Source organism: Denitratisoma sp. agr-D3 (genome assembly GCF_054658675.1).
Genome location: NZ_BAAGIA010000004.1, coordinates 79,659 through 99,734, shown reverse-complemented (window position 1 = coordinate 99,734; position 20,076 = coordinate 79,659). Strand labels below are relative to the sequence as shown.

22 protein-coding genes and 1 pseudogene are annotated in these 20,076 nt (G+C 62.5%); 8 read left to right on the top strand and 15 right to left on the bottom strand.

The genetic code is table 11. The features are described 5' to 3' along the window. The first annotated feature begins 35 nt into the window (after nucleotides 1-35). A complete protein-coding gene (locus ACYQ2U_RS12305) occupies nucleotides 36-164 on the top strand; it encodes a hypothetical protein (protein ID WP_459950674.1) in 129 nt (42 codons plus the stop codon). Between the two features lie 166 nt (nucleotides 165-330). Here the strand turns inward: ACYQ2U_RS12305 and ACYQ2U_RS12300 are convergent, their stop codons facing one another. The 7 genes from ACYQ2U_RS12300 to rsxA are packed head-to-tail and all read right to left on the bottom strand — an operon-like array spanning nucleotide 331 to nucleotide 5,747. After that, nucleotides 331-612 carry an RnfH family protein gene (locus tag ACYQ2U_RS12300; protein ID WP_459950673.1) on the bottom strand — a complete coding sequence of 94 codons (282 nt, stop codon included), beginning with the start codon at nucleotides 610-612 and terminating at the stop codon, nucleotides 331-333. 17 nt (nucleotides 613-629) lie between these two features. Beyond that, nucleotides 630-1,298: an electron transport complex subunit E gene (locus tag ACYQ2U_RS12295; RefSeq protein WP_459950672.1), complete on the bottom strand. Its 669-nt coding sequence runs from the start codon at nucleotides 1,296-1,298 to the stop codon at nucleotides 630-632. Nucleotides 1,299-1,308: 10 nt separating this feature from the next. Continuing rightward, complete coding sequence (rsxG, locus tag ACYQ2U_RS12290; protein ID WP_459950671.1) at nucleotides 1,309-1,989, bottom strand: electron transport complex subunit RsxG; 681 nt, start codon at nucleotides 1,987-1,989, stop codon at nucleotides 1,309-1,311. Nucleotides 1,990-2,000: 11 nt separating this feature from the next. Next, complete coding sequence (locus tag ACYQ2U_RS12285; RefSeq protein WP_459950670.1) at nucleotides 2,001-3,089, bottom strand: RnfABCDGE type electron transport complex subunit D; 1,089 nt, start codon at nucleotides 3,087-3,089, stop codon at nucleotides 2,001-2,003. Next, a complete protein-coding gene (gene rsxC / locus ACYQ2U_RS12280; protein ID WP_459950669.1) occupies nucleotides 3,086-4,573 on the bottom strand; it encodes an electron transport complex subunit RsxC in 1,488 nt (495 codons plus the stop codon). Before rsxC ends, ACYQ2U_RS12285 begins: the two co-directional genes overlap by 4 nt. 36 nt (nucleotides 4,574-4,609) lie before the next feature. Next, complete coding sequence (locus ACYQ2U_RS12275; RefSeq protein WP_459950668.1) at nucleotides 4,610-5,137, bottom strand: RnfABCDGE type electron transport complex subunit B; 528 nt, start codon at nucleotides 5,135-5,137, stop codon at nucleotides 4,610-4,612. 28 nt (nucleotides 5,138-5,165) lie between these two features. Then, nucleotides 5,166-5,747, bottom strand: a complete 582-nt coding sequence (gene rsxA / locus ACYQ2U_RS12270) for an electron transport complex subunit RsxA (RefSeq protein ID WP_459950667.1) — start codon at nucleotides 5,745-5,747, stop codon at nucleotides 5,166-5,168. A 300-nt stretch (nucleotides 5,748-6,047) separates the two neighbouring features. Between rsxA and nifL the strand changes: the two genes are divergently transcribed. Further along, nucleotides 6,048-7,598, top strand: coding sequence for a nitrogen fixation negative regulator NifL (gene nifL / locus ACYQ2U_RS12265; RefSeq protein WP_459950666.1), 1,551 nt, complete (start codon nucleotides 6,048-6,050; stop codon nucleotides 7,596-7,598). Between the two features lie 11 nt (nucleotides 7,599-7,609). After that, nucleotides 7,610-9,223: a nif-specific transcriptional activator NifA gene (gene nifA / locus ACYQ2U_RS12260; protein ID WP_459950665.1), complete on the top strand. Its 1,614-nt coding sequence runs from the start codon at nucleotides 7,610-7,612 to the stop codon at nucleotides 9,221-9,223. A 33-nt stretch (nucleotides 9,224-9,256) separates the two neighbouring features. Here nifA and ACYQ2U_RS12255 read toward each other — a convergent pair whose 3' ends face one another. Continuing rightward, the gene (locus ACYQ2U_RS12255; protein ID WP_459950664.1) at nucleotides 9,257-9,700 is read right to left on the bottom strand and encodes an acyl-CoA thioesterase; all 444 of its coding nucleotides are present in this window, start codon (nucleotides 9,698-9,700) and stop codon (nucleotides 9,257-9,259) included. A 193-nt stretch (nucleotides 9,701-9,893) separates the two neighbouring features. On the opposite strand from ACYQ2U_RS12255, the gene tpx reads away from it, so the two are divergent. Beyond that, nucleotides 9,894-10,397: a thiol peroxidase gene (gene tpx, locus ACYQ2U_RS12250; RefSeq protein ID WP_459950663.1), complete on the top strand. Its 504-nt coding sequence runs from the start codon at nucleotides 9,894-9,896 to the stop codon at nucleotides 10,395-10,397. An 88-nt stretch (nucleotides 10,398-10,485) separates the two neighbouring features. Here tpx and ACYQ2U_RS12245 read toward each other — a convergent pair whose 3' ends face one another. The 7 genes and pseudogenes from ACYQ2U_RS12245 to ACYQ2U_RS12215 all read right to left on the bottom strand — a co-directional run bounded on the left by ACYQ2U_RS12245 (nucleotide 10,486) and on the right by ACYQ2U_RS12215 (nucleotide 15,795). Then, the gene (locus ACYQ2U_RS12245; RefSeq protein WP_459950662.1) at nucleotides 10,486-10,860 is read right to left on the bottom strand and encodes a NifB/NifX family molybdenum-iron cluster-binding protein; all 375 of its coding nucleotides are present in this window, start codon (nucleotides 10,858-10,860) and stop codon (nucleotides 10,486-10,488) included. Between the two features lie 164 nt (nucleotides 10,861-11,024). Beyond that, nucleotides 11,025-11,564, bottom strand: a pseudogene (locus ACYQ2U_RS12240) (2'-5' RNA ligase family protein); the annotation flags it as partial. Then, nucleotides 11,561-12,643, bottom strand: a complete 1,083-nt coding sequence (gene modC, locus ACYQ2U_RS12235) for a molybdenum ABC transporter ATP-binding protein (RefSeq protein WP_459950661.1) — start codon at nucleotides 12,641-12,643, stop codon at nucleotides 11,561-11,563. The gene modC and the pseudogene ACYQ2U_RS12240, both read right to left, overlap by 4 nt. Continuing rightward, nucleotides 12,640-13,326, bottom strand: coding sequence for a molybdate ABC transporter permease subunit (gene modB / locus ACYQ2U_RS12230; protein WP_459950660.1), 687 nt, complete (start codon nucleotides 13,324-13,326; stop codon nucleotides 12,640-12,642). Before modB ends, modC begins: the two co-directional genes overlap by 4 nt. 11 nt (nucleotides 13,327-13,337) lie before the next feature. Continuing rightward, the gene (locus tag ACYQ2U_RS12225; protein ID WP_459950659.1) at nucleotides 13,338-14,144 is read right to left on the bottom strand and encodes a sulfite exporter TauE/SafE family protein; all 807 of its coding nucleotides are present in this window, start codon (nucleotides 14,142-14,144) and stop codon (nucleotides 13,338-13,340) included. 56 nt (nucleotides 14,145-14,200) lie between these two features. Then, nucleotides 14,201-14,983, bottom strand: coding sequence for a molybdate ABC transporter substrate-binding protein (modA, locus tag ACYQ2U_RS12220; protein ID WP_459950658.1), 783 nt, complete (start codon nucleotides 14,981-14,983; stop codon nucleotides 14,201-14,203). Between the two features lie 32 nt (nucleotides 14,984-15,015). Beyond that, nucleotides 15,016-15,795, bottom strand: coding sequence for a TOBE domain-containing protein (locus ACYQ2U_RS12215; protein WP_459950657.1), 780 nt, complete (start codon nucleotides 15,793-15,795; stop codon nucleotides 15,016-15,018). Between the two features lie 206 nt (nucleotides 15,796-16,001). Here ACYQ2U_RS12215 and ACYQ2U_RS12210 point away from each other — a divergent pair, with 206 nt between their 5' ends. From ACYQ2U_RS12210 to ACYQ2U_RS12195, 4 genes are all read left to right on the top strand, one after another. Further along, on the top strand, nucleotides 16,002-16,430 hold the full coding sequence (locus tag ACYQ2U_RS12210) for a TOBE domain-containing protein (protein ID WP_459950656.1): 429 nt from the start codon (nucleotides 16,002-16,004) through the stop codon (nucleotides 16,428-16,430). 460 nt (nucleotides 16,431-16,890) lie between these two features. Continuing rightward, nucleotides 16,891-17,454 carry a globin family protein gene (locus tag ACYQ2U_RS12205; RefSeq protein ID WP_459950655.1) on the top strand — a complete coding sequence of 188 codons (564 nt, stop codon included), beginning with the start codon at nucleotides 16,891-16,893 and terminating at the stop codon, nucleotides 17,452-17,454. Between the two features lie 10 nt (nucleotides 17,455-17,464). Then, the gene (locus tag ACYQ2U_RS12200; protein WP_459950654.1) at nucleotides 17,465-17,860 is read left to right on the top strand and encodes a hypothetical protein; all 396 of its coding nucleotides are present in this window, start codon (nucleotides 17,465-17,467) and stop codon (nucleotides 17,858-17,860) included. Nucleotides 17,861-18,007: 147 nt separating this feature from the next. After that, nucleotides 18,008-20,074 (top strand): TonB-dependent receptor plug domain-containing protein, encoded by a 2,067-nt coding sequence (locus tag ACYQ2U_RS12195; RefSeq protein WP_459950653.1) that lies wholly within the window; start codon nucleotides 18,008-18,010, stop codon nucleotides 20,072-20,074. Nucleotides 20,075-20,076: the final 2 nt, after the last annotated feature.

Below are 20,076 nucleotides of genomic sequence, written 5' to 3'. Positions count from 1 at the left end.
CCGGGCATTCGCCGGTGCCTTAGAGGAGCCATGTCATGGGAAAACTCAGACAAAGCAACAAGGAAGTGAAAAAACAAGCCTTGCTGACGCCAAAAGAGAAAAAAGCAGTCAAGCAAGCGAAAAAGCACGCAGGTGATAGTGTTCCCTTACTCGAAAAGCGCTAGCCCAATGGACGGGCGGTGATCGCGATCCCTTCCCTTAGCTAAAAAAAGGCCGGGAAGGCAATGCCGACCCGGCCGAAGGTGCAGAGAGAAGCGTTAAGCGGTTACGCCGTTATGCCGCTGCGGTACACCACTGGAGGAGAAACAACATCAAAACTGGTTGCGCCGCTTATTCGTCCTCGTCGCCGCCGACGCCGTCGCGGCGCGGTACGGTTTGCGGGTCACAGGTGATGCCCCGGTAAATCTCCACCCGGTCGCCGGGCCGCAGGGCGGCGTCCAACTTCACCAGGCGGCCGAACACACCGACCTTTTGCTGGGACAGGTCGATATGGGGAAACATCTTGAGGATGCCGGACTTCTCGATGGCCTCGCTGACCTTGGCCTCGTCGGGAACCTCGATGGTGAGCCAGATTTGCTGGGACGCTTCGGAATAGGCGACGCCGACTTGCATGGCAGAGTTCCTTTCGATCAGGCCAGGGCGTGGCCGGCGGATTCGGTGATGGCCTGGCCGGTCTTCACCTGATAGACGCGCTTGGCGGCCAACAGGCAGCCCAAGACCAGGAAGCCGCCGGGGGGCAGGATCATCAGCAGGAAACCGCCGTAGTCGTTCACCACCGTGGTTTCCAGGAACTTGAAGGAAGGCCCCAGCAACAGGCTGGCTTGGGAAAACAGGGTGCCGGCGCCAAGCAGTTCGCGGATCAAGCCGATGACGGTGAGGGCAATGGTGAACCCCAGGCCCATGAACAGGCCGTCCATGCCCGAGGGCAGCACCGGCTCCCGGGCGGCGAAGGCCTCGGCCCGACCCAGCACGGAGCAGTTGGCCACGATCAGGGCGATGTACATGCCCAGCACCTTATAAAGATCGTGCAAGTAGGCGTTGAGGGTCAAATCCACCACCGTCACCAGGGTGGCGATCAACACGATGTACACGGGAATCCGCACCTGGGGCGTGACGTACATGCGCACGCTGGACACCAGCATGTTGGCCACGGCCAGCACCGCGGTGGTGGCGAGGCCCATGCCCAGACCGTTGGTGCCGCTGGTGGTCACGGCCAGGGTGGGACACATACCCAACAACTGGGAGAACACCACGTTCTGTTCCCACAGGCCGTCCTTGGCGATTTTGCTGTAGCTCATGGCGGGCTCCTTAAAGGTCTTTCTTGGCCGGGTCCTGGTGGGGACCGGACTGCTCGTGCGTCAGGGTCTTCTCGCTGCCGGAGGCGGCGAGGATTTCGTCCTTGTGGGCGGCGAAGAACTGCAAGCCCTCGCGCACAGACTTCACCACCGCGCGGGGGGTGATGGTGGCGCCGGCGAACTGGTCGAAGATGCCGCCATCCTTCTTCACGGCGAACTTCTCCACCGGAGGATCCCCCAGGGACTTGCCGTTGAAGCTGAGAATCCAGTCGCCCTTGGCTACTTCGATCTTGTCGCCCAGGCCGGGGGTTTCCCGATGCTTGACGACGCGGACACCGAGCAGCTTGCCGCTCACATCCACGCCCATCAGCACCACCACGTCGTCGGCATAGCCGCGATTGGCCTGCTGAAACACGGCGCCCTTGGCCTCGCCCTTGAGTCGGGCGCGGAAGACCTGGACCTCCTGGCCCTTGTCATCCTTGATGGCAACCTTGTCCTTGAGCAGGTCGTTGTCGGCAAAACCCTCGGGCAACACCTGGGCCAAAGATTGTTGGAGGTCGCGTTTTTCCGCCTCCTCGATGCCCTCGCGGGTGCCCTTATCGGCAAAGGCCAGGGTGACGCTGGCCACCAGGGCGATCACCCCGAGGGCGGCGGCGTGGTAGCCGAGTTTTTCGCGCAATGCTTGCAGACTCATGTCGATTCGCCTCAGTTAACCTTGTCCGCCGCGATGGGCTTGCCGCGCCGGTTGCGGCCGTAGATGCGGGGCTTGAAGGCGCGGTCGATGACCGGCGTCAAGGTGTTCATCAACATCACGGCGAAGGCGACGCCCTCGGGATAGCCGCCCCAGGTGCGGATGATCCAGGTCAGCAGGCCGATGGAAAAAGCGAACACCATCTGCCCCAGGGGCGTGTTGGGGGAAGTCACGTAGTCGGTGGCGATGAAGAAGGCGCCAAGAATGACCCCGCCGGACAGCAGGTGGACGCCGACGCTCAGGTAATGGGTGGGGTCCAGGCCGTGGGCGATCAGGGCCGGCACAGCCACACCCGCCAGCATGGCGACCGGGATGTGCCAGGTGATGATGCGCAGCCACAGCAGCAGCAAGCCGCCGCCCGCCACCAGCAGCGATGCGGTTTCCCCCAGGCTGCCCTGGCGGAAACCTTCCAGGGATAGCCCCGGCGCGGTGGTCGCGGCAAAGGCCTGGACCAGATCCAGGCCCCGGCTCATTTCGGTCTTGGCAAAGCCCAGCAGGGAGGCGCTGGCGATGGCGTCGTAGGCCTTGGGCACGCCGGTCAGGGTGATCATCAGGCCCTGGTGCAGGCTGGGTGCGTCGACGGCCGTGATGGGCAAGGGGGCCACCCAGGAGGTCATCGGCACGGGGAAGGAAATCAGCAACGCCACCCGGGCCACCATGGCCGGATTGAAGGGGTTCTGGCCGAGACCACCGAACACCTGCTTGCCGAACACCGCCGCAAACAAGCCACCCACCACGCCGATCCACCAGGGCGCCCAGGGCGGCAGGGAAACGGCCAGCAGCCAGCCGGTCAGGGCGGCGGAACAGTCTCGCAGCACCGGCTTCACGTCCTTGCCCATCAGGCGCAGGCAGAAGGCCTCGCCGCCCAGGGTGGACAGGATGGTGATGGTCCAGAGGAAAATCGCCGGCCAGCCATAGAGCCAGAAACCGTACAAGGTCGCCGGAGCCAGGGCGATCATGACCCAGCTCATCACGTTGCCGACGCTCTTGGCAATGTAGGTATAGGGAGCGGCCACCACTTGGACCATGGGGGACTGGCTCATGATGCGGCTCCTTCGGTGGTCGCCGCCTGGGCGGCGGCTTTCTTGGCGGCTTCCCGCTCGGCCTTGCGTCGGGCGGCGGCTTCTGCCTTTTCCTTGGCTTCGCGCTCCAGCCGCGCCGTGCGGGCCTCGGCAAGGCGCTTGGTGGCGTCGGTGCGCAACTTGGCGCGCTCCTGGGCGTACAGCTCACCCTTGGCATGGTTGAAATACTGCACCAGGGGGATGTGGGACGGACAGATGAAGGAGCAGCAGCCGCAGGCGATGCAATCCTGCAAGCCATAGGCCTCGGCGCCTTCCAGATCGTCGGCGCGAATGTGGGCCGCCATTTCCAAGGGCAGCAATCCCATGGGACAGGCCTTGGAGCAGCTGCCACAGCGGATGCAGGGGCCGGCCTCGGGCACGGCGGCCTCTTCGGCGTTGAAGGCGAGGATGCCGGAAGCGCCCTTCACCACCGGCGTGCGGCCATGGGGCAAGGGCGTGCCCATCATGGGGCCGCCCAGGATCAGGCGCGACGGAGTTTCCTTGATGCCGCAAAAGGCCACCAACTCGTCCACCAGGGTACCGATGGGCACGAACACATTGCCCGGCTTCTGCACCGCGCCGCCATTCACCGTGACGATGCGTTCCACCAGGGGCTGGCCCAGGCGCACGGCCTTATGCACGGCAGCGCAGGTGGACACGTTGTGTACCAACACGCCGAGTTCGGCGGCGCGGGCGTCGGCAGGCACTTCCTTGCCGGTCAGCACTTGGATCAACTGCTTGTCCGAACCCATGGGATACCAGGCGGGGACGGGGCGGATATGGATGTTGTCGAAACCCTCGGCGGCCTTGCGCATGGCGGCGATGGCCTCGGGCTTGTTGTCCTCGATGCCCACCAGGGCTTGGCGGGCGCCGATGGCGTACATGATCAGACGGACGCCGTCGATCACCTGGTCGGCATGGCCGCGCATGATGGCGTCGTCGCTGGACAGATAGGGTTCGCACTCGCCGCCGTTCACGATCAGGGTGCTCACTTCCAGGCGCTTGCCCAGGCTGAACTTGACGGCGGAAGGGAAAGTGGCGCCGCCCAGGCCCACCACGCCAGCAGCGGCGGTGATCTTGGTGATCTCCTCGGGCTTGAGGCTGAAGGGATCGGCCACGCCCTCGGTGGCGATCCATTCATCGCGGCCGTCGGACTCAATGGTGATGGCGGGCAGGGTCAGGCCCGAGGCATGGGGAGCGGTGATGTCGCCGATGGCCACCACCGTACCCGAGGTGGAGGCATGGACCGGCGCCGAGATGTTGCCGCCGGGCTCGGCGATCAACTGTCCCTTGAGCACCTTCTGTCCCACCAACACCACCGGCCGTGCCGGAGCACCGACGTGCTGTACCAGGGGAATGTAAAGACGGGACGGCGTGGGCAGATGGCGCAAGGGCGCATCGGCGGCCGGACGCTTGTGATCGTCGGGATGGACGCCCCAGCGCGGTTGCTTGAAGATTTTTTCCATGAAGCCCATTGCGGCTCTCCGAATGATCAGTCTGAATCAGGCCGCCAGGGGCTTGGGCCACACCCAGTGCTGCACGGTGACGGGCACCGGCTGCATGGTCATGGCCTCGGTGGGACAGCGGTCCACGCAACTGGTGCAACCGGTGCAGGCCTCGCGGATCACGGCGTGGATCTGCTTGGCCGCGCCGATGATGGCGTCGGTGGGGCAGGCCTTGATGCAGCGGCAGCAACCGATGCAGATTTCCTCGGTCACGTGGGCGATGCGGGGGCCTTCGTCCTTGACCTGGGACAGATCCAGGGACAGACCCAACTTGGCCGCCAGGGCCAGGGCCAGATCCTTGCCGCCGGGCGGGCAGACGCTGGCGGCGGCCTTGCCGTCGGCCAGCGCGTTGGCGGCGCCGGCGCAGCCGGGGAAGCCACATTGGCCGCAGTTGGAACCGGGCATCATGGCCAGGATTTCATCCACCACGGGGTTCGACTCCACCTTGAAAATCCGGTCGGCGACACCCAACACCAAACCGAGGAACAAGCCCAAGGCGGTGAGACTGAAAATAGCGGCGATCATGTTGGCAACTCCTGAAACTGACGGCGACTCATTTCACTGGCAGGCCCGAGAAGCCCATGAAGGCCAGGGCCAGCAGACTGGCGGTGATGAAACTGATGGGCGCGCCGGCGAAGGTGGCCGGCACCCGGGACAAGGCCAGGCGCTCGCGGATGCCGGCGAACATGGCCAGCACCAGGGTGAAGCCGACGGAGGAGCCGAAGCCGAACATCACGGCATAAACGAAGGGGCTCTTTTCCTGGGCGCTCACCAGGGGCAATCCCAGCACGGCGCAGTTGGTGGTGATCAGGGGCAGGTAGATGCCCAGGGTCTGGTAGAGGTCGGGGCTGGTCTTTTTCACCACCATCTCGGTGAACTGCACCACGGCGGCGATGACCAGGATGTAGGAAAGGATGCGCAGATAGACGATGTCGAAAGGAATCAGGATCCAGTTTTCCAACATCCAACAGAAGGCGCAGGCCAGGGTGATGACAAAGGTGGTGGCCAGGCCCATGCCGACTGCGCTGTCCATTTGCTTGGACACCCCCATGAAGGGGCACAGACCGAGGAACTTCACCAACACCACGTTGTTGATGAGGGCGGTCGAAACAAGCATCAGAATGTAGGCGGTCATGGCGGCGTCTCCTTGATGCCCCAAGTGCAGAAACCGTGCCATCCGCCTACGCCTTTCCTCCCCCTTTTCGTGCATCAGCCATAAGTCCGCACCATCATTGGGTTTATTCCCCCAAGCGCGGCCACCGCGACGCATTCACCGACGCACAAGGTTTTGTCGGATACCCAACAATGGCGCTGTCGGCAAAAAACCGAAAAGCGCCTAAGTCCTTCTTGTTGCATATCCGACAAAAGGGCACGGAACCTGCTAATCAAGCCCATAGTGCCTTGATGTGGGCAGTCTTTCAGGAGCCAGCGCGCCATGGAAACGAAAAAAACCGAAACGGACAGCCTGCTGCCCACCACCCCTGCCCACTGCCAACCCGATGCCGGCCTGCTCGGCGACAACGTGTTCCTCCACGCCGTGGAACAGGCCGACATCGCCATCTCCATCACCGATGCCCACGCCAACATCCTCTACGTCAATCCCTCCTTTAGCCGCGTCACCGGCTATGCCCCCAGCGAGGCGGTGGGTTGCAACGAATCGATGCTGTCCAACAAGACCACCCCGCCCGAGGTGTACAAGGCCCTCTGGCGCAACATTTCCCGTGGCAAGGCCTGGACCGGACGACTGATCAACCGGCGCAAGAACGGCAGCCGCTATCTGGCCGAATTGACCATCACCCCGGTCACCGACGACCAGGGCCTGATCGTCAACTACCTGGGGCTGCACCGCGACCTGACCGACGTACACCGGCTCGAATGCAAGGTGCGCAATCAGATGGCCCTGATCAGCTCGGTGGTGGACGGCGCCCCCATGGTGCTGGCCCTGCTCAACGAGAACAACAAGGTGGTGCTGGACAACCAGGAATACAAAAAGCTGCTCACCGACCTGGACATGGCCGAGCCCGCCCATCTGTTGTTGGACGCCCTGGGCAGCGCCTACAACCGCGATCCGGCCACGGCCAAGGACGGTTATGCCTTCCTCGACCAGGAGGTCCGCATTGACCGCAAGGGGAATGGCACGCCGCGCTGGTTCTCCTGCTCCGGGGTCTGGGTCAAGGTGGACGACGACCATGCCGATGCCTTTTTCACCGCCAAGGCCAATGTCTACTTGCTCTTGGTGGCGAAGGAAACCACCAGCCTGCGTGCCCAGCAGGAAAAGGCCCGCATGGCCGCGCTGCAAGCCCTGGTGGCCGAGGAAGAACGGGTCAACGCCTTGCGCGAAAGCCTCTCCGCGGCGGTGTACCAACTGGAAGGCCCCCTCAACATGATCTCCTCCGCCGTGGGCATGATGGCCCGCCGCAATCAGGATGAGCCCATGACCCAGGCCCTGGCCGAAGCCCTCAAGAACGGCGAGGAAGCGCTGGAAAAACTGCGCGGCATGATTCCGCGCCAATCCTCCACCGCCTCGGCCACCGCCAACATCAACGAACTGCTGCACAGCGTGCTCGACCTGTCCACGCCCCGCCTGCTGGCGGCAGGCATCAGCGTCGCCTGGAAACCCCAGGCCACGCTGCCGCCCATCAACGGCTACCCCAACAGCCTGATCACCTTGTTCAAATCCCTGGTGGACAACGCCATCGACGCCATGAGCACGCGCGGCTGGCGCGAGCGGGAGTTGACCCTGGTCACCCGCACCGTGGGCAACGACATTGAAATCCTGGTGCAGGACAGCGGCCCCGGCATTCCCGCCGACCTGCAACTCAAGGTGTTCGAGCCCTTCTTCACCACCAAGCCCCAGGGCCGACACATGGGCACCGGCCTCGCCATCGCGCAACAGATCGTGGTGGACCACGGCGGCACCATCGCCATCGAATCCGGCCCGCCCCAGGGCTGCACGATGCACATCCTGCTACCGGTCAGCCGCTGAGGAGAACCATCATGAGCGATCACTTCTCCTCCCATCCGCCCACTTTGCTGCGGACCCAATTCGACACCCTGTACCGGGTCAGCCAGGTGTTGTCCCGCTCCCTCGACTTCCGCCAAACCCTGCGCGAAGTGCTGCGCGCCCTGGAAATCACCGGCGGTCTGACCCGGGGCATGGTCAGCGTGGTGGACCCGGATACCGGCGAACTACGCGCCCACGCCGTGCACGGCATGGAAGACTCGGAGTACGAGCCCATCCGCTACCAACCCGGCGAAGGCCTGATCGGGCAGATCCTCGAGGAAAACCGCACCCTGGCCATTCCCTGTCTGGGCGACGACGCCCGCTTCCTCAACCGGCTCGATCTCTACGAACCGGAACTGCCCTTCATCGCCGTGCCCATCAACGTCGGCGGCACCCTGCAAGGGGTGTTAGCCGTCCAACCCCATGAACCGGACGACGGTCGCCTGCCCGAACACACCCGCTTCGTCGAGATGATCGCCAACCTGATCGGACAGAGCGTGCGCCTCTCCCTCGACATCGAGCAGGAGAAGAAGAGCATCGCCGAGGAGCGCGACACACTGCGTCGCACCGTGCGCAACCGCCATGGCTTCGACAACATCGTCGGTCATTCCGACCACATGCGTCGGGTGTTCGACCAGATCCGCATGGTGTCCAAGTGGAACACCACCGTGCTGATCCGGGGCGAGACCGGCACCGGCAAGGAACTCATTGCCAACGCCATTCATTACAACTCGCCCCGGGCCCGTGGTCCCTACGTGCGCCTCAACTGTGCGTCCTTGCCGGAAAACCTGTTGGAATCCGAACTCTTCGGCCATGAAAAAGGCGCGTTCACCGGCGCCATCGGCGCCCGCAAGGGCCGCTTCGAAATGGCAGACGGCGGCACCCTCTTCCTCGACGAGATCGGCGAAATCTCGCCGGCCTTCCAGGCCAAGCTGCTGCGCGTCTTGCAGGAAGGCGAACTGGAACGGGTCGGCGGCGGCCGCACGGTAAAGGTGGACGTGCGCCTCATCGCCGCCACCCACCGCGACCTGGAGGCAGCGGTGGATACCGGCGACTTCCGCGAGGACTTGTACTACCGGCTCAACGTGATGCCCATCTCCCTGCCCGCCCTGCGCGAGCGCATGGAGGACCTGCCGGAAATCGCCCGCCACCTGGCCGAGCGCATCGGCGGCAGCCAGGGGCGCAAAGTCACCGTCACCGAGGCCGCCGTGCGGCGCCTGTTGCAGCATAGCTGGCCGGGCAATATCCGCGAACTGGAAAACTGTCTGGAGCGAGCCTCGGTCATGTCCGAGTCGGGCGCCATCGACGCCGACCAGATCCGCATCGACCGGGTCCGCGACAACCATGTCACCCCGCAAGTCCCGCGCAACGGCGCCGGCATCCACATGGCCCATCTCGCCGGCGGCGACCTGGCCGCGCCCCCTGCCCCACCGGCCCGTCAGGCGATCGACGTCAACGATCCCAATCTCGGTGAGCGGGAACGGGTGGTGGCGGCCCTGGAGCAGGCCGGCTGGGTCCAGGCCAAGGCGGCCCGACTGCTGGGCATGACGCCGCGCCAGATCGCCTATCGCATCCAGACCCTCAACATCGAGGTCAAGCAGTTCTAAAGGGGGGCCGGGCACCAGCCCGGCCTTCGCGCCCTAGGCGTTTTCCCGCTTGCGGGCCGTGACCTGCCGCAGGAAACCCTCGGGCACCGTTTTGACCTTGCGCTGCCGGTAATCGAAAAACAGCATGCCCGACTTACCCCGGGCCACCTCGCGCCCCGAGGCCCGGTCACTGACCCGGTACACCAGGTCGAAGCCCTTGCTGTGGATGTCGTGTGGCGTCATCTCCACCAGCATCACCTCGCCGTGAAACGCCTCCGAGCGGTACTGCACCGCCGCGTCGGCCATGATGACCCCCAGTCCCTCCACGTCCAACTCCGTATAGCCCAGGGCCTTGAAGAAGCGGACCCGAGCCTCCGAGACCAGGGTGAGCAACAGGGCGTTGTCCAGGTGCCCGCCGTAATTGATGTGGCCGATGTAAATGGGCAGCTCCGTGGCAAAGATGAATGCCTCGGGCAGATCGATCTGGATGCGGGCCATGGCGGTATCTAACGAAGGTGGGAGAAGCATCTTAACCGCAGAGCACCGCGACGGCTATATCCATAGACAGACTCTATCCGGGGTATTGGCACAATTGGCTGGCATACGCCGGAGAGCCCCCCTAGACTGGCCCGGCAGTCCCCCACCCACCCCAACCGCCGTTACGAGCGGGATTTCCGTGCAAGAGAAGATCATGACCACTACCGTTACCCTGGGCGGCAACCCCATCACCGTTGCCGGTCGTTTCCCCGTCAAGGGCCAACAGGCGCCGGCATTCACCCTGGTCGGCAAGGACCTGACGGACGTTCCCCTGGCCAGTTTCGCGGGCAAGCGCAAGGTCCTCAATATTTTCCCCAGCATCGACACGCCCACCTGCGCTACCTCGGTGCGCAAGTTCAACCAGACAGCCGACACCCTGCCCAATACCGTCGTGCTGTGTATTTCGGCGGACCTTCCCTTTGCCCAGAACCGTTTTTGCGGCGCCGAGGGCCTCGCCAATGTGCAAACCCTTTCCCTGATGCGGGGGAGGGAATTCCTCGAGGCCTATGGCGTCGCCATCCAGAGCGGCCCCCTGGCGGGGCTCACGGCCCGGGCGGTGGTGGTCCTGGATGAAAACGACAAGGTGCTGCATAGCGAGCTGGTCGCTGAAATCAAGCAGGAGCCCGACTATCTGGCCGCCCTCGCATCCCTGAGCTGACCTCGGACAGCCGCATGAATCACCGGCCCACCTCGCCGGGGCCATCCGACACGCAACGATCCGGATATTTCCGGCGGACGACGTTGGTTCAGTGCCGGGAAAACAAGTCCCGCACCTTGCACAGGACCCGGGTCGGATCGAAGCGCTGGTCGGGCAACACCTCCCCCGCCAGCACCGCGGCCAAGGCCTTGGCTGCGTCGGTCTCGCCGGTGAGCAACACCTCAGCCCCACGCTTGGCCATGTGGCGAATGAAACCGTCGCCGGCACTGGCGGCGATGACCACCTCGACCCCGTCCAGCGGATGGGGGCCATCGTCCTTGAAATAATGGATGAGCTGTTCTTTCTCCAAGGTCACACGGAGGGGCTCCCCGGGGACGTCGCTGTCGTAAACCAGCCAGTGGCGCGTCTGCCCCGCATGGCTGGAGACGGTGGCGAAATCCTTGGAGGCGATGGCGATTTTCATGGGGCTTCCCAGAGATAGGCAAAAGACGTCGACGCCAGCGGCTTCAGCAAATTCTCTGCCAGGTCGTACTCGGCCACTGGGCTCAAGGGACCACCGATCTCGGTACTGGCATACACCATGAAAGCGATGCGCCGCACCGGCAATGCCAGGGCCGGCTTCGCCGCCCAATGCCGCCTCGCCGCCACCACGGGCTCCAGCGTGTGGGTTCCGTCATAGAGACCGATCGTCACATGGGGCTCATAACCCTCGTCCCGCACCTCCGTTCCCCCTTGGGCCAGGGCGCCGCGCAGCGCGGTCAGGGAGTTCGTCGGATCGGCGACGGCCAGAAAGGGCGCAGTGGCGAAACTGCTCAAACCGCCGACCATCAGCGTGAAGGGAGCAAGCGCCAGGGCCTTCAACGCCGCGATCTGGGCATGGAACTGGCCGGGCAGGAAGTCGTCATCGTGACGCCGCAGCGGCGCGGGAAAGCCGCATACGTGCAGCGTGACGTGGGCCTGGCGCCGATAGTCGGGCAGCAACAGCCCGACCAGACGCTCGCGGGCGTCGTCCAGGCGCGCCGTCAGAACCTCGTCCTCAGGAACAATCACCCACACGCCGTAATGAGGTCGCCCCCGGTGCCATTCGGGGAAGTCGCGATGCACGTTCGCCTGGGTGACCCCGCCGCGTAGGAACGTCTGCCAGGCGTCGGCAGCATCCGCCCTCATGCCAACAGGGCCACCGACTTGATCTGCGCCCAGACGGTCATGCCCACTTTCAACGCCAGTTGGTCGTAGGAACGACGGGTGATGCGGGCCAGCACCGAGGGACCGGTATGGTTCAAGGCCAGGCGCAGCGTGACCTGGGGCTGCGTGCCAGCCTCCAGCACTTCGGCCACCCGGGCCTCGATACGGTTGAGGATGCTGCTTTCCTGGCGACTGTCCAGGGCGATGCTGACGTCCTTGGCCAGCACCCGCAGGCGGGAACGCTGGCCCACCGGCAGGTCGTTGCGGGTGACCCAGATATTGCCGCCGGGGAAATCGAGCCGGGTCAGTTGGTAGCGGGTGTCGTATTCACCGACACGGGCCTCGATCACCACGGCCGCCTCTTCGTCGGTGGCCGTGGGCAGATCCAGTCGGGCCATGGTTTCCGCCAAGGGACCGCTGACCAGCACCGTGCCCTGCTCCAGCAGCACCAGATGGTCCGCCAGCCGTGCCACTTCGTCCGGCGCATGGCTGACGTAGAGGATGGGAATCGACAGGGTGTCGTGAAGCCGTTCCAGGTAGGGCAGGATTTCCCGCTTGCGCTGCGTATCCAGGGCCGCCAGCGGTTCGTCCATCAGCAACAGCTTGGGGGCTGTCAGCAGGGCACGGGCAATGGCAACCCGCTGGCGTTCACCGCCAGAAAGATGGCCCGGCTCCCGTTCCAGCAGATGGCCAATGCCCAGCAGGTCAAGGATGCCCTGGCGGTCGATGCCGCCGCTCGCGGCACCGGCCCGGCTGCGGCGGGCGCCATAGTCGAGGTTCTGTTGCACCGACAAATGGGGAAACAGGCTGGCTTCCTGGAAAACATAACCCAAGGACCGCTTGTGCACCGGCAGGAAGACGTGACCGTCCTGCCAGACTTCGCCATTCACCACCAAGCGCCCACCGGGCACTTTTTCCAACCCGGCGATACAGCGCAACAACGTGGTCTTGCCGGAACCGGAGGGTCCGAAGAAGGCAGTCACGCCCCGCCCAGGCAGTTGCAGGTCCGCCTTGAGGGAGAATGCGGGAAAGGCCAGATCGAAGGAAGCGTCGATGCTCATACCTGCCGCTCCTTGCGATGGGTCGGATTGAAGCGATAAAGCACCACCAAGACCAGGAAACTGAACAGCAACAAGCCGCCAGCCAACCAGTGGCCCTGGACGAATTCCAGGGCCTCCACATGGTCGTAGATCTGCACGGAGATCACCCGTGTCTTGCCTGGAATGTTGCCGCCAATCATCAGCACCACGCCAAACTCGCCAATGGTATGGGCAAAGCTCATGACCGCCGCGGTGATGAACCCTGGCCGGGCCAGAGGAAGCACAACGCTGAAGAAGGTATCGAGCGGCGATGCGCGCAGCGTGGCCGCCACCTCAAGGGGACGCTCACCAATCGTCTCGAATGCCTGCTGAATCGGCTGCACGGCAAAGGGCAGCGAATAGAAAATCGAGGCGATGACCAGACCCGAGAATGTAAAAGGCAACAAGCCCCAACCCAAGGATTGGGTCAAATGCCCCACCGGCCCTTCGGCCCCCATCAAGACCAGGAGATAAAACCCCAAGACTGTCGGCGGCAGCACCATCGGCAATGTCACCACGGCCCCGATCCATTGTTTCAGGCGCGATTGCGTTCGCGCCAGCCACCAAGCGATCGGCGTGCTGATCACGAGCAGAGAGAACATGACGATGGTGGCCAACTTGATGGTCAACCACATGGCCTGAATATCGCTATCCGTCAGGGTCATTGAGCACCTTACTAATGACTGTGTTTAAACGTTTTGAAAGCCGAAATCAGCAGAATGGCACCCAACCCCGCCATGAGCAGCTGGGGAGAAAACAAGCCAAGCATCATGACACCCAGCCAGGCGCCAGCAATCGACCCAGCCGCCATCCAGAAACAAAAAGCGCGTTCTTGTCGTAGAACAACAAAGGCGTCGCTACGACTGTAGCGGGCAAATCCCACGATCATCGTCGGCAGACTGACCATCAAGGACAGCGTACCGGCGTGCTTGATGTCCACACCGTAAAGCAGCACGATGGTTGGAATCAGCAACTCTCCGCCGGCAACGCCCAAGAAAGCCGCCACGATGCCAATCAGGAACCCGGCAGCAATGCCGGCGCCCCACAGCAACGGGGAAAAACCCTGTTCGACAACGTCCACTGCGTCAGCATTGATACCGTGCAATGACTCGAAAATCATGAGAACTGCCAAGGCAACCAGCAAGATCAAGACGAAGCGGTTCAACCAATGCCGGGAAATCGTCATGGCGTGACCGGCTGCCCACCAAGCCCCCACCAGACTGCCCATCAAAAGGTTGGCCACGATTGGCCAGTGATGAAGGACATCCTTCCATGAGATTGCCGAAGAGCGAAACAGCAAGGCCATCAGCACAACCACGAGGCTCATGGCTTTATTGAGAATGACGGCTTCCAGCGTGGAGAAACGAAAAATCCCGACCAAGACAGGAAGGCGAAACTCGGCTCCCCCAAGCCCGATCAATCCGCCCAGACTGCCAATCAGCGAGCCAGAAAAAAAACCGGCTGTTAAACGCTTCTTCACCATTCAATCCCAGCAGGTTTCCGAGACTCCTTCGGAGTCCCGGAATTGAATCCACCCAATTACTTGCTCAGTGCGTAACCGTAGCCTTCGATCACCTTGAGGACGAAGGGGCTCTTCAGATACTTGAGCAAAGCGGCGGCGGCGGGCTTGTCCTTACCCTTGTCCAGCAGCACGGCGTCCTGACGGATCTGGGTGTAGTACTTCTCGGGCACCACCCAGACGGAGCCGGACTTGAGCTTGCCGGTTTCATCCACCACCTGGGCCAGGGCCACGAAGCCGATCAACGCGTTGCCGGTAGCGATGAACTGGTAGGCCTGGCCGATGTTCTCAGCCTGGACGATCTTGGGCGCAATCCCATCATAGAGCCCCAGGTTCTTCAGGGTTTCGACGCCAGCAGCGCCATAGGGCGCCAACTTGGGATTGGCGATGGAAAGATGATCGAAGCCACCGCCCTTGAGCACCTCGCCCTTGGCATCCACCACGGCGGGCTTGGCGGACCACAGCACCAGCTTGCCGATGGCGTAGGTGAAGTGGCTGCCCTTCACCGCCAGGCCTTCCTGTTCCATCTTGATGGGGGTTTCATCGTCGGCCGCTACCAAGACCTCAAACGGGGCACCCGCCTTGATCTGGGAATAGAACTTGCCGGTGGAACCGAAGGACAGGGCCACCTTGTGGCCACTGGACTTCTCGAACTCGGCAACGATCTTCTTCATCGGCTCGGTGAAGTTGGCGGCCACGGCCACGGACAATTCGTCGGCATGGACGGAGGCCGCGCCCAAGGCGAACCCCGCCACGAGAAGACGGGACAACAGACGCGAAAGGGAACAGGGAAGCAACTTCATGGGAATCTCCTTTTAAGGACTTGGCGAATAGGTCAATTGAAAACGGCAAGAATCACGTTGGACGCCTTGAACACCGCGCAGGCCGGCTTACCTATCGCCAAGGCCAGGTTGTCCACGCTGTCGTGAGTGACAATGGCCGTGACGTTGCGGCCACCAGGCAGGGCGACGATCACCTCGGAACTCACCGGCCCTTCATGGATGCGGGCGATCTCGCCCCACAAGTGGTTACGCGCCGTGGTGCGGACATTGGGCTCCGTCAGCAAAATGACCGATGAGGCCTTCACGAAGGCATAAACCTCCTGGCCGATGGTTAATTCCAGCGCCTCAGCACTTTCCCGAGTAATGATGGCGACGATTTCGGTAGCCTCATCAAGACGGATGCCCACCTCGAAACTCACCTCGCCTTCCCGCAATGCGGTGACCGTGCCGACAAATTGGTTGCGGGCACTGGTTTTCATGGACATCCGGCGCAACATGGACTGGAACTGGCGCACATCGCCGGCACCGCCTTCCCCCATGCGCTGGGCAAGGCGATCCAGGGCCGCCTGGTATTCCTGCTCCACGGCACGGTACATGGCCACCAAGCGCCTTCCGTAGTCGGTCAGATTGGTGCCCCCGCCATGCTTGCCGCCGACGGAACGTTCCACCAGCGGCTCGTCCGCCAGATTGTTCATGGCATCCACCGCATCCCAAGCTGCCTTGTAGGACAGCGGCACGGCTTTCGCCGCCTGGGAAATGGAACCGTAACGCTCGATGGACTCCAGTAGCTTGATCCGGGTATCGCCAAGAAAGGCACCGAACTCGGTATCCACGGTGAGCTTTCCGACAAGTTTGTGCTGAACAGGACGACGGGCTGCCATAATCAACCTATATAAATTGCTACATAACGAATATTGCCACACTCCCAGCAAAAGACGGGCCACAAAAAAGCAGGCGCTATGGTTGATGCGACACAGAAGAAGCCCGTAAAGTGAGGCCGTCATTCCCACGTTCCACCCACTTATAGGAGTTGCCCTCGATGAAAATCAGCGCCCGCAATGTCTTTAACGGCAAGATCGATGCCGTCAAACCCGGTGCCGTCAATAGTGAAATAGACCTCTCCATCGGCGGCGGCGACAAATTGGTCGCCGTGGTCACCAACGAGAGCGTGAAGACACTGGGCTTGGCGGCCGGTAAGCCCGTCACCGCACTGGTGAAAGCCTCCTCCATCCTGGTCTTGACCGATGGCGCCGGCACCAAGCTTTCCGCCCGTAATTGCCTGCCCGGCACCATCAAGAAGATCACCAACGGCCCCGTCAGTGCCGAGGTGGCCATCGCCCTGAACGGGGGAGCCGTGGTACATGCCACCATCACCCACGATGCCGTCGTGGAGCTAGGCCTCAAGGAAGGGGCTTCCGCCACCGCCGTATTCAAAGCCTCCGCCGTCATCCTTGGCGTTCCCGCCTAACGGCACGAAGTAATAGCGCTTTCAGGAAGGGGGGACCTCCCCCTTTCCCACATCTATAGCCTGAGCAACATAACGACTCAGCCCCATCACCTCCACCGCCTAACCATCCTCAGCAGCCCCTCCTTCGTAGACCAGCAACCGAGAACTTCTCACTTAGCGCTGTATAGTTAACAACATAACTATTGTAGAAAACAAAACAATACGGCACCTGCAAGAACTGACAAAGACAACATTAACACTTAATAAACAGTTGGTTAAAAAGAAATAGCACGGATACCCAACTCCCGTCTCACCTGGCACGCCTATCGCTATATACATTTATATATTTTGATAACTACCCAGGACAATCTCCAGAAAGGAAAGCGCCATGCACCAGAGCAATCACCGCCATTTCCTCAACGTCCAGGGCCTTCCTGAAACCGTCCGACTCAGGGGTGATGGGGCAAAGGGATCCGCCATCATGACCACGCAATCCCCTGGCTCCCTGTGCCACGAGGTGCAAAGAACATCGCCAGGACAGGAGGAGGCATCCACTCCTGAAACGAGGCTACAACCCGATCCCCGGCTTTTCCGCGAAGCAGGCGCCCCACTGTTGCGCCGCCTGGTACGCCGTCATCACGAGCGACTGCGGCTCACCTATCTCGGCCACGCCTTTCCGGACCAGGACAAGGATTTCCAGACCTATGTCGACGCCATCGCCGACAACACCATTGCCGCCTGCGGCGGCCCTGCCCGTGCCCTCCGTAAAGCCACTGCCGACAAAGCGCCGCGTACGGAAGTTCCAATTTGGCTGACGGCCAAAGATCGCGCCATCTGGCTGGCGGAGCTTTGGCAAGCCATGGCCGACGTACGCTTCCCTGCCGACCTGCGCCAGGACTACTGGGACTGGGCCGAAGCTTTTTCCCTCCACATGATCCGACACCCCGACGAACAGGAAACCTGCGCCCGCTATCCCTATGCCGGCGCAGGCATCGCCCTGGCGCGACACATGAGCCCTGTTCCCGCCGTCTTCAAAGCCCTTTGACGAGCCCAACATGAATACGCTGACACCCCATCAACTGGCCGCCCTGGCCCTCGGCCCCAAGAACCATGAGCAATACCCCTGGCAGGAAGGCTTGCCGAAGGAATGGCGCGACATGACCAGTGAGCCGCTCTACTTCCGCCACTACCAGGAATACGAAATCAGCGCGGAACGCAGCGTGGGCTATGACGAAGACGACAGCCCCTGCTTTTGCTCCCATCGTTTCCAACTGAGCGACCTTCGCTCCGAAGACGGCGAGGAACTCTATGAGGAGACCACCTACGCCGAATCCCTCACCGCCTGGCGACTACGGGATAGCCGCTGGCTGATTCACCGCATCGTCCTTTGCCACGAGGACTGCCGCACCGTGCGCGGTTTTTACAGCTTCAGCGAAACCATGCCGCGCTGAACCTCGCCCGGCGGTCGGCACTTGCCGGCGCCGCCAAGACATAACGCCCACGACTCGAGCTTGATTGCTTGCGGTGCCCTCACGCCCGTAGTCCGACGACTTTGACGAACCATCTCTTCTCGCCTTCAACTCTCAAGGAGCCTTGCCATGACCCACCGATTGATCCTGCCAACACTGGGACGACAGCGAATCCTGCCCTGCCTGATCGCCGCATTCTGTACCGCGGCATCTGCCCACGCTGCCGAAGACGTATTCACGCTAGGCACCGTCAATGTCGTCAGCAACGCGATCGACCAAGGCGGTGATGCCAGCATCGACCGGGAACAATTGGAATCCTTCGGCAAGGAAACCGTCAGCACTGCCCTGTCCCTCCTTCCCGGCACCAGTGTTAGCCACAATGCCCGCAACGAGGACATCGCCTACCTGCGGGGTTTCGACTCACGCCAGGTGCCCCTCTACATCGACGGCATTCCGGCTTATGTTCCCTACGACGGCTACGTGGACTTTTCCCGCTTCACCACCTTCGACCTGTCGGAAATCCGGGTTTCCAAGGGAGCCGCCTCCCTGCTCTACGGCCCCAACACCCTGGGCGGCGCGATCAACCTGGTCACCCGCAAGCCTAGTCGCAGCCTGGAAGGAGACGTGGTCATCGGCTTCGCCAGCGGTGGCGGACGCAAGACCTCGGTCAATCTGGGCAGCAACCAGGGCATGTGGTACCTGCAAGCCGGCGCGTCCTATACCGGCGCGGACTTCTTCCCCCTTCCCGACAGTTACAAGGCGGTGTCCGTTCCCACCAGCAGCGGCAACGCAACGCGCAACGTACTTGAGGAAGGTGGCAACAGGGAAAACTCCTACTATTCCGACCGCAAGGTTTCCTTCAAACTGGGCCTGACCCCCAATGCCAGCGACGAATACGCCCTGGGCTACGTCAGCCAACTGGGCGTCAAGGGTAATCCGCCCTACGCCGGCAATGCCCCCGGCCAGTACCTGAATGTCGGCAATCCGGTCGGCAGCAACAGCCGTTTTTGGCAGTGGCCCTACTGGAACGTGGAAAGTGCCTATGTGCTCGCCAATGTGGCCCTGGGACAAAACCACAGCGTCAAGGCCCGCTTGTACGAAGACAAGTACAGCAACAGCCTGCGGGCTTACACCAACAGCACCTACACGACGGAAATCAGCGATACCCGAAATTTCCCGAGTTGGTATGACGACGTGACCAAGGGCCTTTCCGTGGAACTGGCCAGCACCGCCATTCAAGGCCACGACCTCCACGTTGCCATGCACTACAAGGAAGACAAGCACAAGGACAGCGGCTTCTCACAAGTCAAAAGCTATCGTGACGTCACCACCTCCCTCGCGGTGGAGGATGCCTTTGCCCTGGCCACCGACTGGCGCTTGCGACTCGGGGCCAGCCACGACAAACGGGATGCCAAGGAGGTCTACTACTGGCCCACCGGCAGCGCCACTGGCAACAACTGGCTGGCGGAGCTCACCCATACCCTAAAGCCGGGTGCCGAGATTTTCACCAGCCTGTCCCGAAAAACCCGCTTCCCCACCATCAAGGACCGCTACTCGGCTTCTCTCGGCAGCGGCCTGCCCAACGCCGACCTGAAGCCGGAACGGGCCTTCAATTTCGAACTGGGGATCAAGGGGATGCCGTGGCAGGGTGCTCGTGGCACGGTCGCTTATTTCAACAGCCGGATCGAAGACCTGATCCAGAGCGTGAACATCATTCCCGTCACGACCTGTGGCGCAAGCGCCACCAACTGTAAACAGATGCAGAACGTCGGCACGGCCCGCCACCAAGGATTGGAGTTTTCCCTCACCCAACAAGTCAGCAACACCGTCAGCCTCGGCGGCAACTACACGTATCTGGAGCGGGACAACCTGAGCAATGCCGCCATCCCCCTCACCGACGTCCCACGCAACAAGCTTTTCGCCTACCTGACCTGGAAGCCTAGCGACAGCTGGGAATACCAAGCCACCCTGGACGGCGAGACTGGCCGCCGCGTCGCCTACGGCTCGGGCAACAGCGCCGGCTACACCACCTTGCCCGGCTTCGCCGTGGTGGGCGCCAAGGCGGCCTACAAGCCCCGCCGCGATACCACCCTGGAAGTCGGCGTCAGCAACCTCGGCGATGAAAACTACGCTTTGAGCGACGGCTACCCGATGCCTGGTCGCATGTACTTCGCCAACGCACGATTCACCTTCTGATC

What these genes read in the sequence shown, in the direction of transcription:
- ACYQ2U_RS12225 (WP_459950659.1), bottom strand. Translation starts at nt 14,144, where the DNA reads ATGGTGAAGAAGCGTTTAACAGCCGGTTTTTTTTCTGGCTCGCTGATT.
- ACYQ2U_RS12195 (WP_459950653.1), top strand. Translation starts at nt 18,008, where the DNA reads ATGACCCACCGATTGATCCTGCCAACACTGGGACGACAGCGAATCCTG.
- modA (WP_459950658.1), bottom strand. Translation starts at nt 14,983, where the DNA reads ATGAAGTTGCTTCCCTGTTCCCTTTCGCGTCTGTTGTCCCGTCTTCTC.
- ACYQ2U_RS12210 (WP_459950656.1), top strand. Translation starts at nt 16,002, where the DNA reads ATGAAAATCAGCGCCCGCAATGTCTTTAACGGCAAGATCGATGCCGTC.
- ACYQ2U_RS12245 (WP_459950662.1), bottom strand. Translation starts at nt 10,860, where the DNA reads ATGAAAATCGCCATCGCCTCCAAGGATTTCGCCACCGTCTCCAGCCAT.
- rsxA (WP_459950667.1), bottom strand. Translation starts at nt 5,747, where the DNA reads ATGACCGCCTACATTCTGATGCTTGTTTCGACCGCCCTCATCAACAAC.
- ACYQ2U_RS12255 (WP_459950664.1), bottom strand. Translation starts at nt 9,700, where the DNA reads ATGGCCCGCATCCAGATCGATCTGCCCGAGGCATTCATCTTTGCCACG.
- modC (WP_459950661.1), bottom strand. Translation starts at nt 12,643, where the DNA reads ATGAGCATCGACGCTTCCTTCGATCTGGCCTTTCCCGCATTCTCCCTC.
- ACYQ2U_RS12295 (WP_459950672.1), bottom strand. Translation starts at nt 1,298, where the DNA reads ATGAGCTACAGCAAAATCGCCAAGGACGGCCTGTGGGAACAGAACGTG.
- ACYQ2U_RS12275 (WP_459950668.1), bottom strand. Translation starts at nt 5,137, where the DNA reads ATGATCGCCGCTATTTTCAGTCTCACCGCCTTGGGCTTGTTCCTCGGT.
- nifA (WP_459950665.1), top strand. Translation starts at nt 7,610, where the DNA reads ATGAGCGATCACTTCTCCTCCCATCCGCCCACTTTGCTGCGGACCCAA.
- rsxC (WP_459950669.1), bottom strand. Translation starts at nt 4,573, where the DNA reads ATGGAAAAAATCTTCAAGCAACCGCGCTGGGGCGTCCATCCCGACGAT.
- modB (WP_459950660.1), bottom strand. Translation starts at nt 13,326, where the DNA reads ATGACCCTGACGGATAGCGATATTCAGGCCATGTGGTTGACCATCAAG.
- ACYQ2U_RS12300 (WP_459950673.1), bottom strand. Translation starts at nt 612, where the DNA reads ATGCAAGTCGGCGTCGCCTATTCCGAAGCGTCCCAGCAAATCTGGCTC.
- rsxG (WP_459950671.1), bottom strand. Translation starts at nt 1,989, where the DNA reads ATGAGTCTGCAAGCATTGCGCGAAAAACTCGGCTACCACGCCGCCGCC.
- ACYQ2U_RS12200 (WP_459950654.1), top strand. Translation starts at nt 17,465, where the DNA reads ATGAATACGCTGACACCCCATCAACTGGCCGCCCTGGCCCTCGGCCCC.
- ACYQ2U_RS12305 (WP_459950674.1), top strand. Translation starts at nt 36, where the DNA reads ATGGGAAAACTCAGACAAAGCAACAAGGAAGTGAAAAAACAAGCCTTG.
- nifL (WP_459950666.1), top strand. Translation starts at nt 6,048, where the DNA reads ATGGAAACGAAAAAAACCGAAACGGACAGCCTGCTGCCCACCACCCCT.
- ACYQ2U_RS12205 (WP_459950655.1), top strand. Translation starts at nt 16,891, where the DNA reads ATGACCACGCAATCCCCTGGCTCCCTGTGCCACGAGGTGCAAAGAACA.
- ACYQ2U_RS12285 (WP_459950670.1), bottom strand. Translation starts at nt 3,089, where the DNA reads ATGAGCCAGTCCCCCATGGTCCAAGTGGTGGCCGCTCCCTATACCTAC.
- tpx (WP_459950663.1), top strand. Translation starts at nt 9,894, where the DNA reads ATGACCACTACCGTTACCCTGGGCGGCAACCCCATCACCGTTGCCGGT.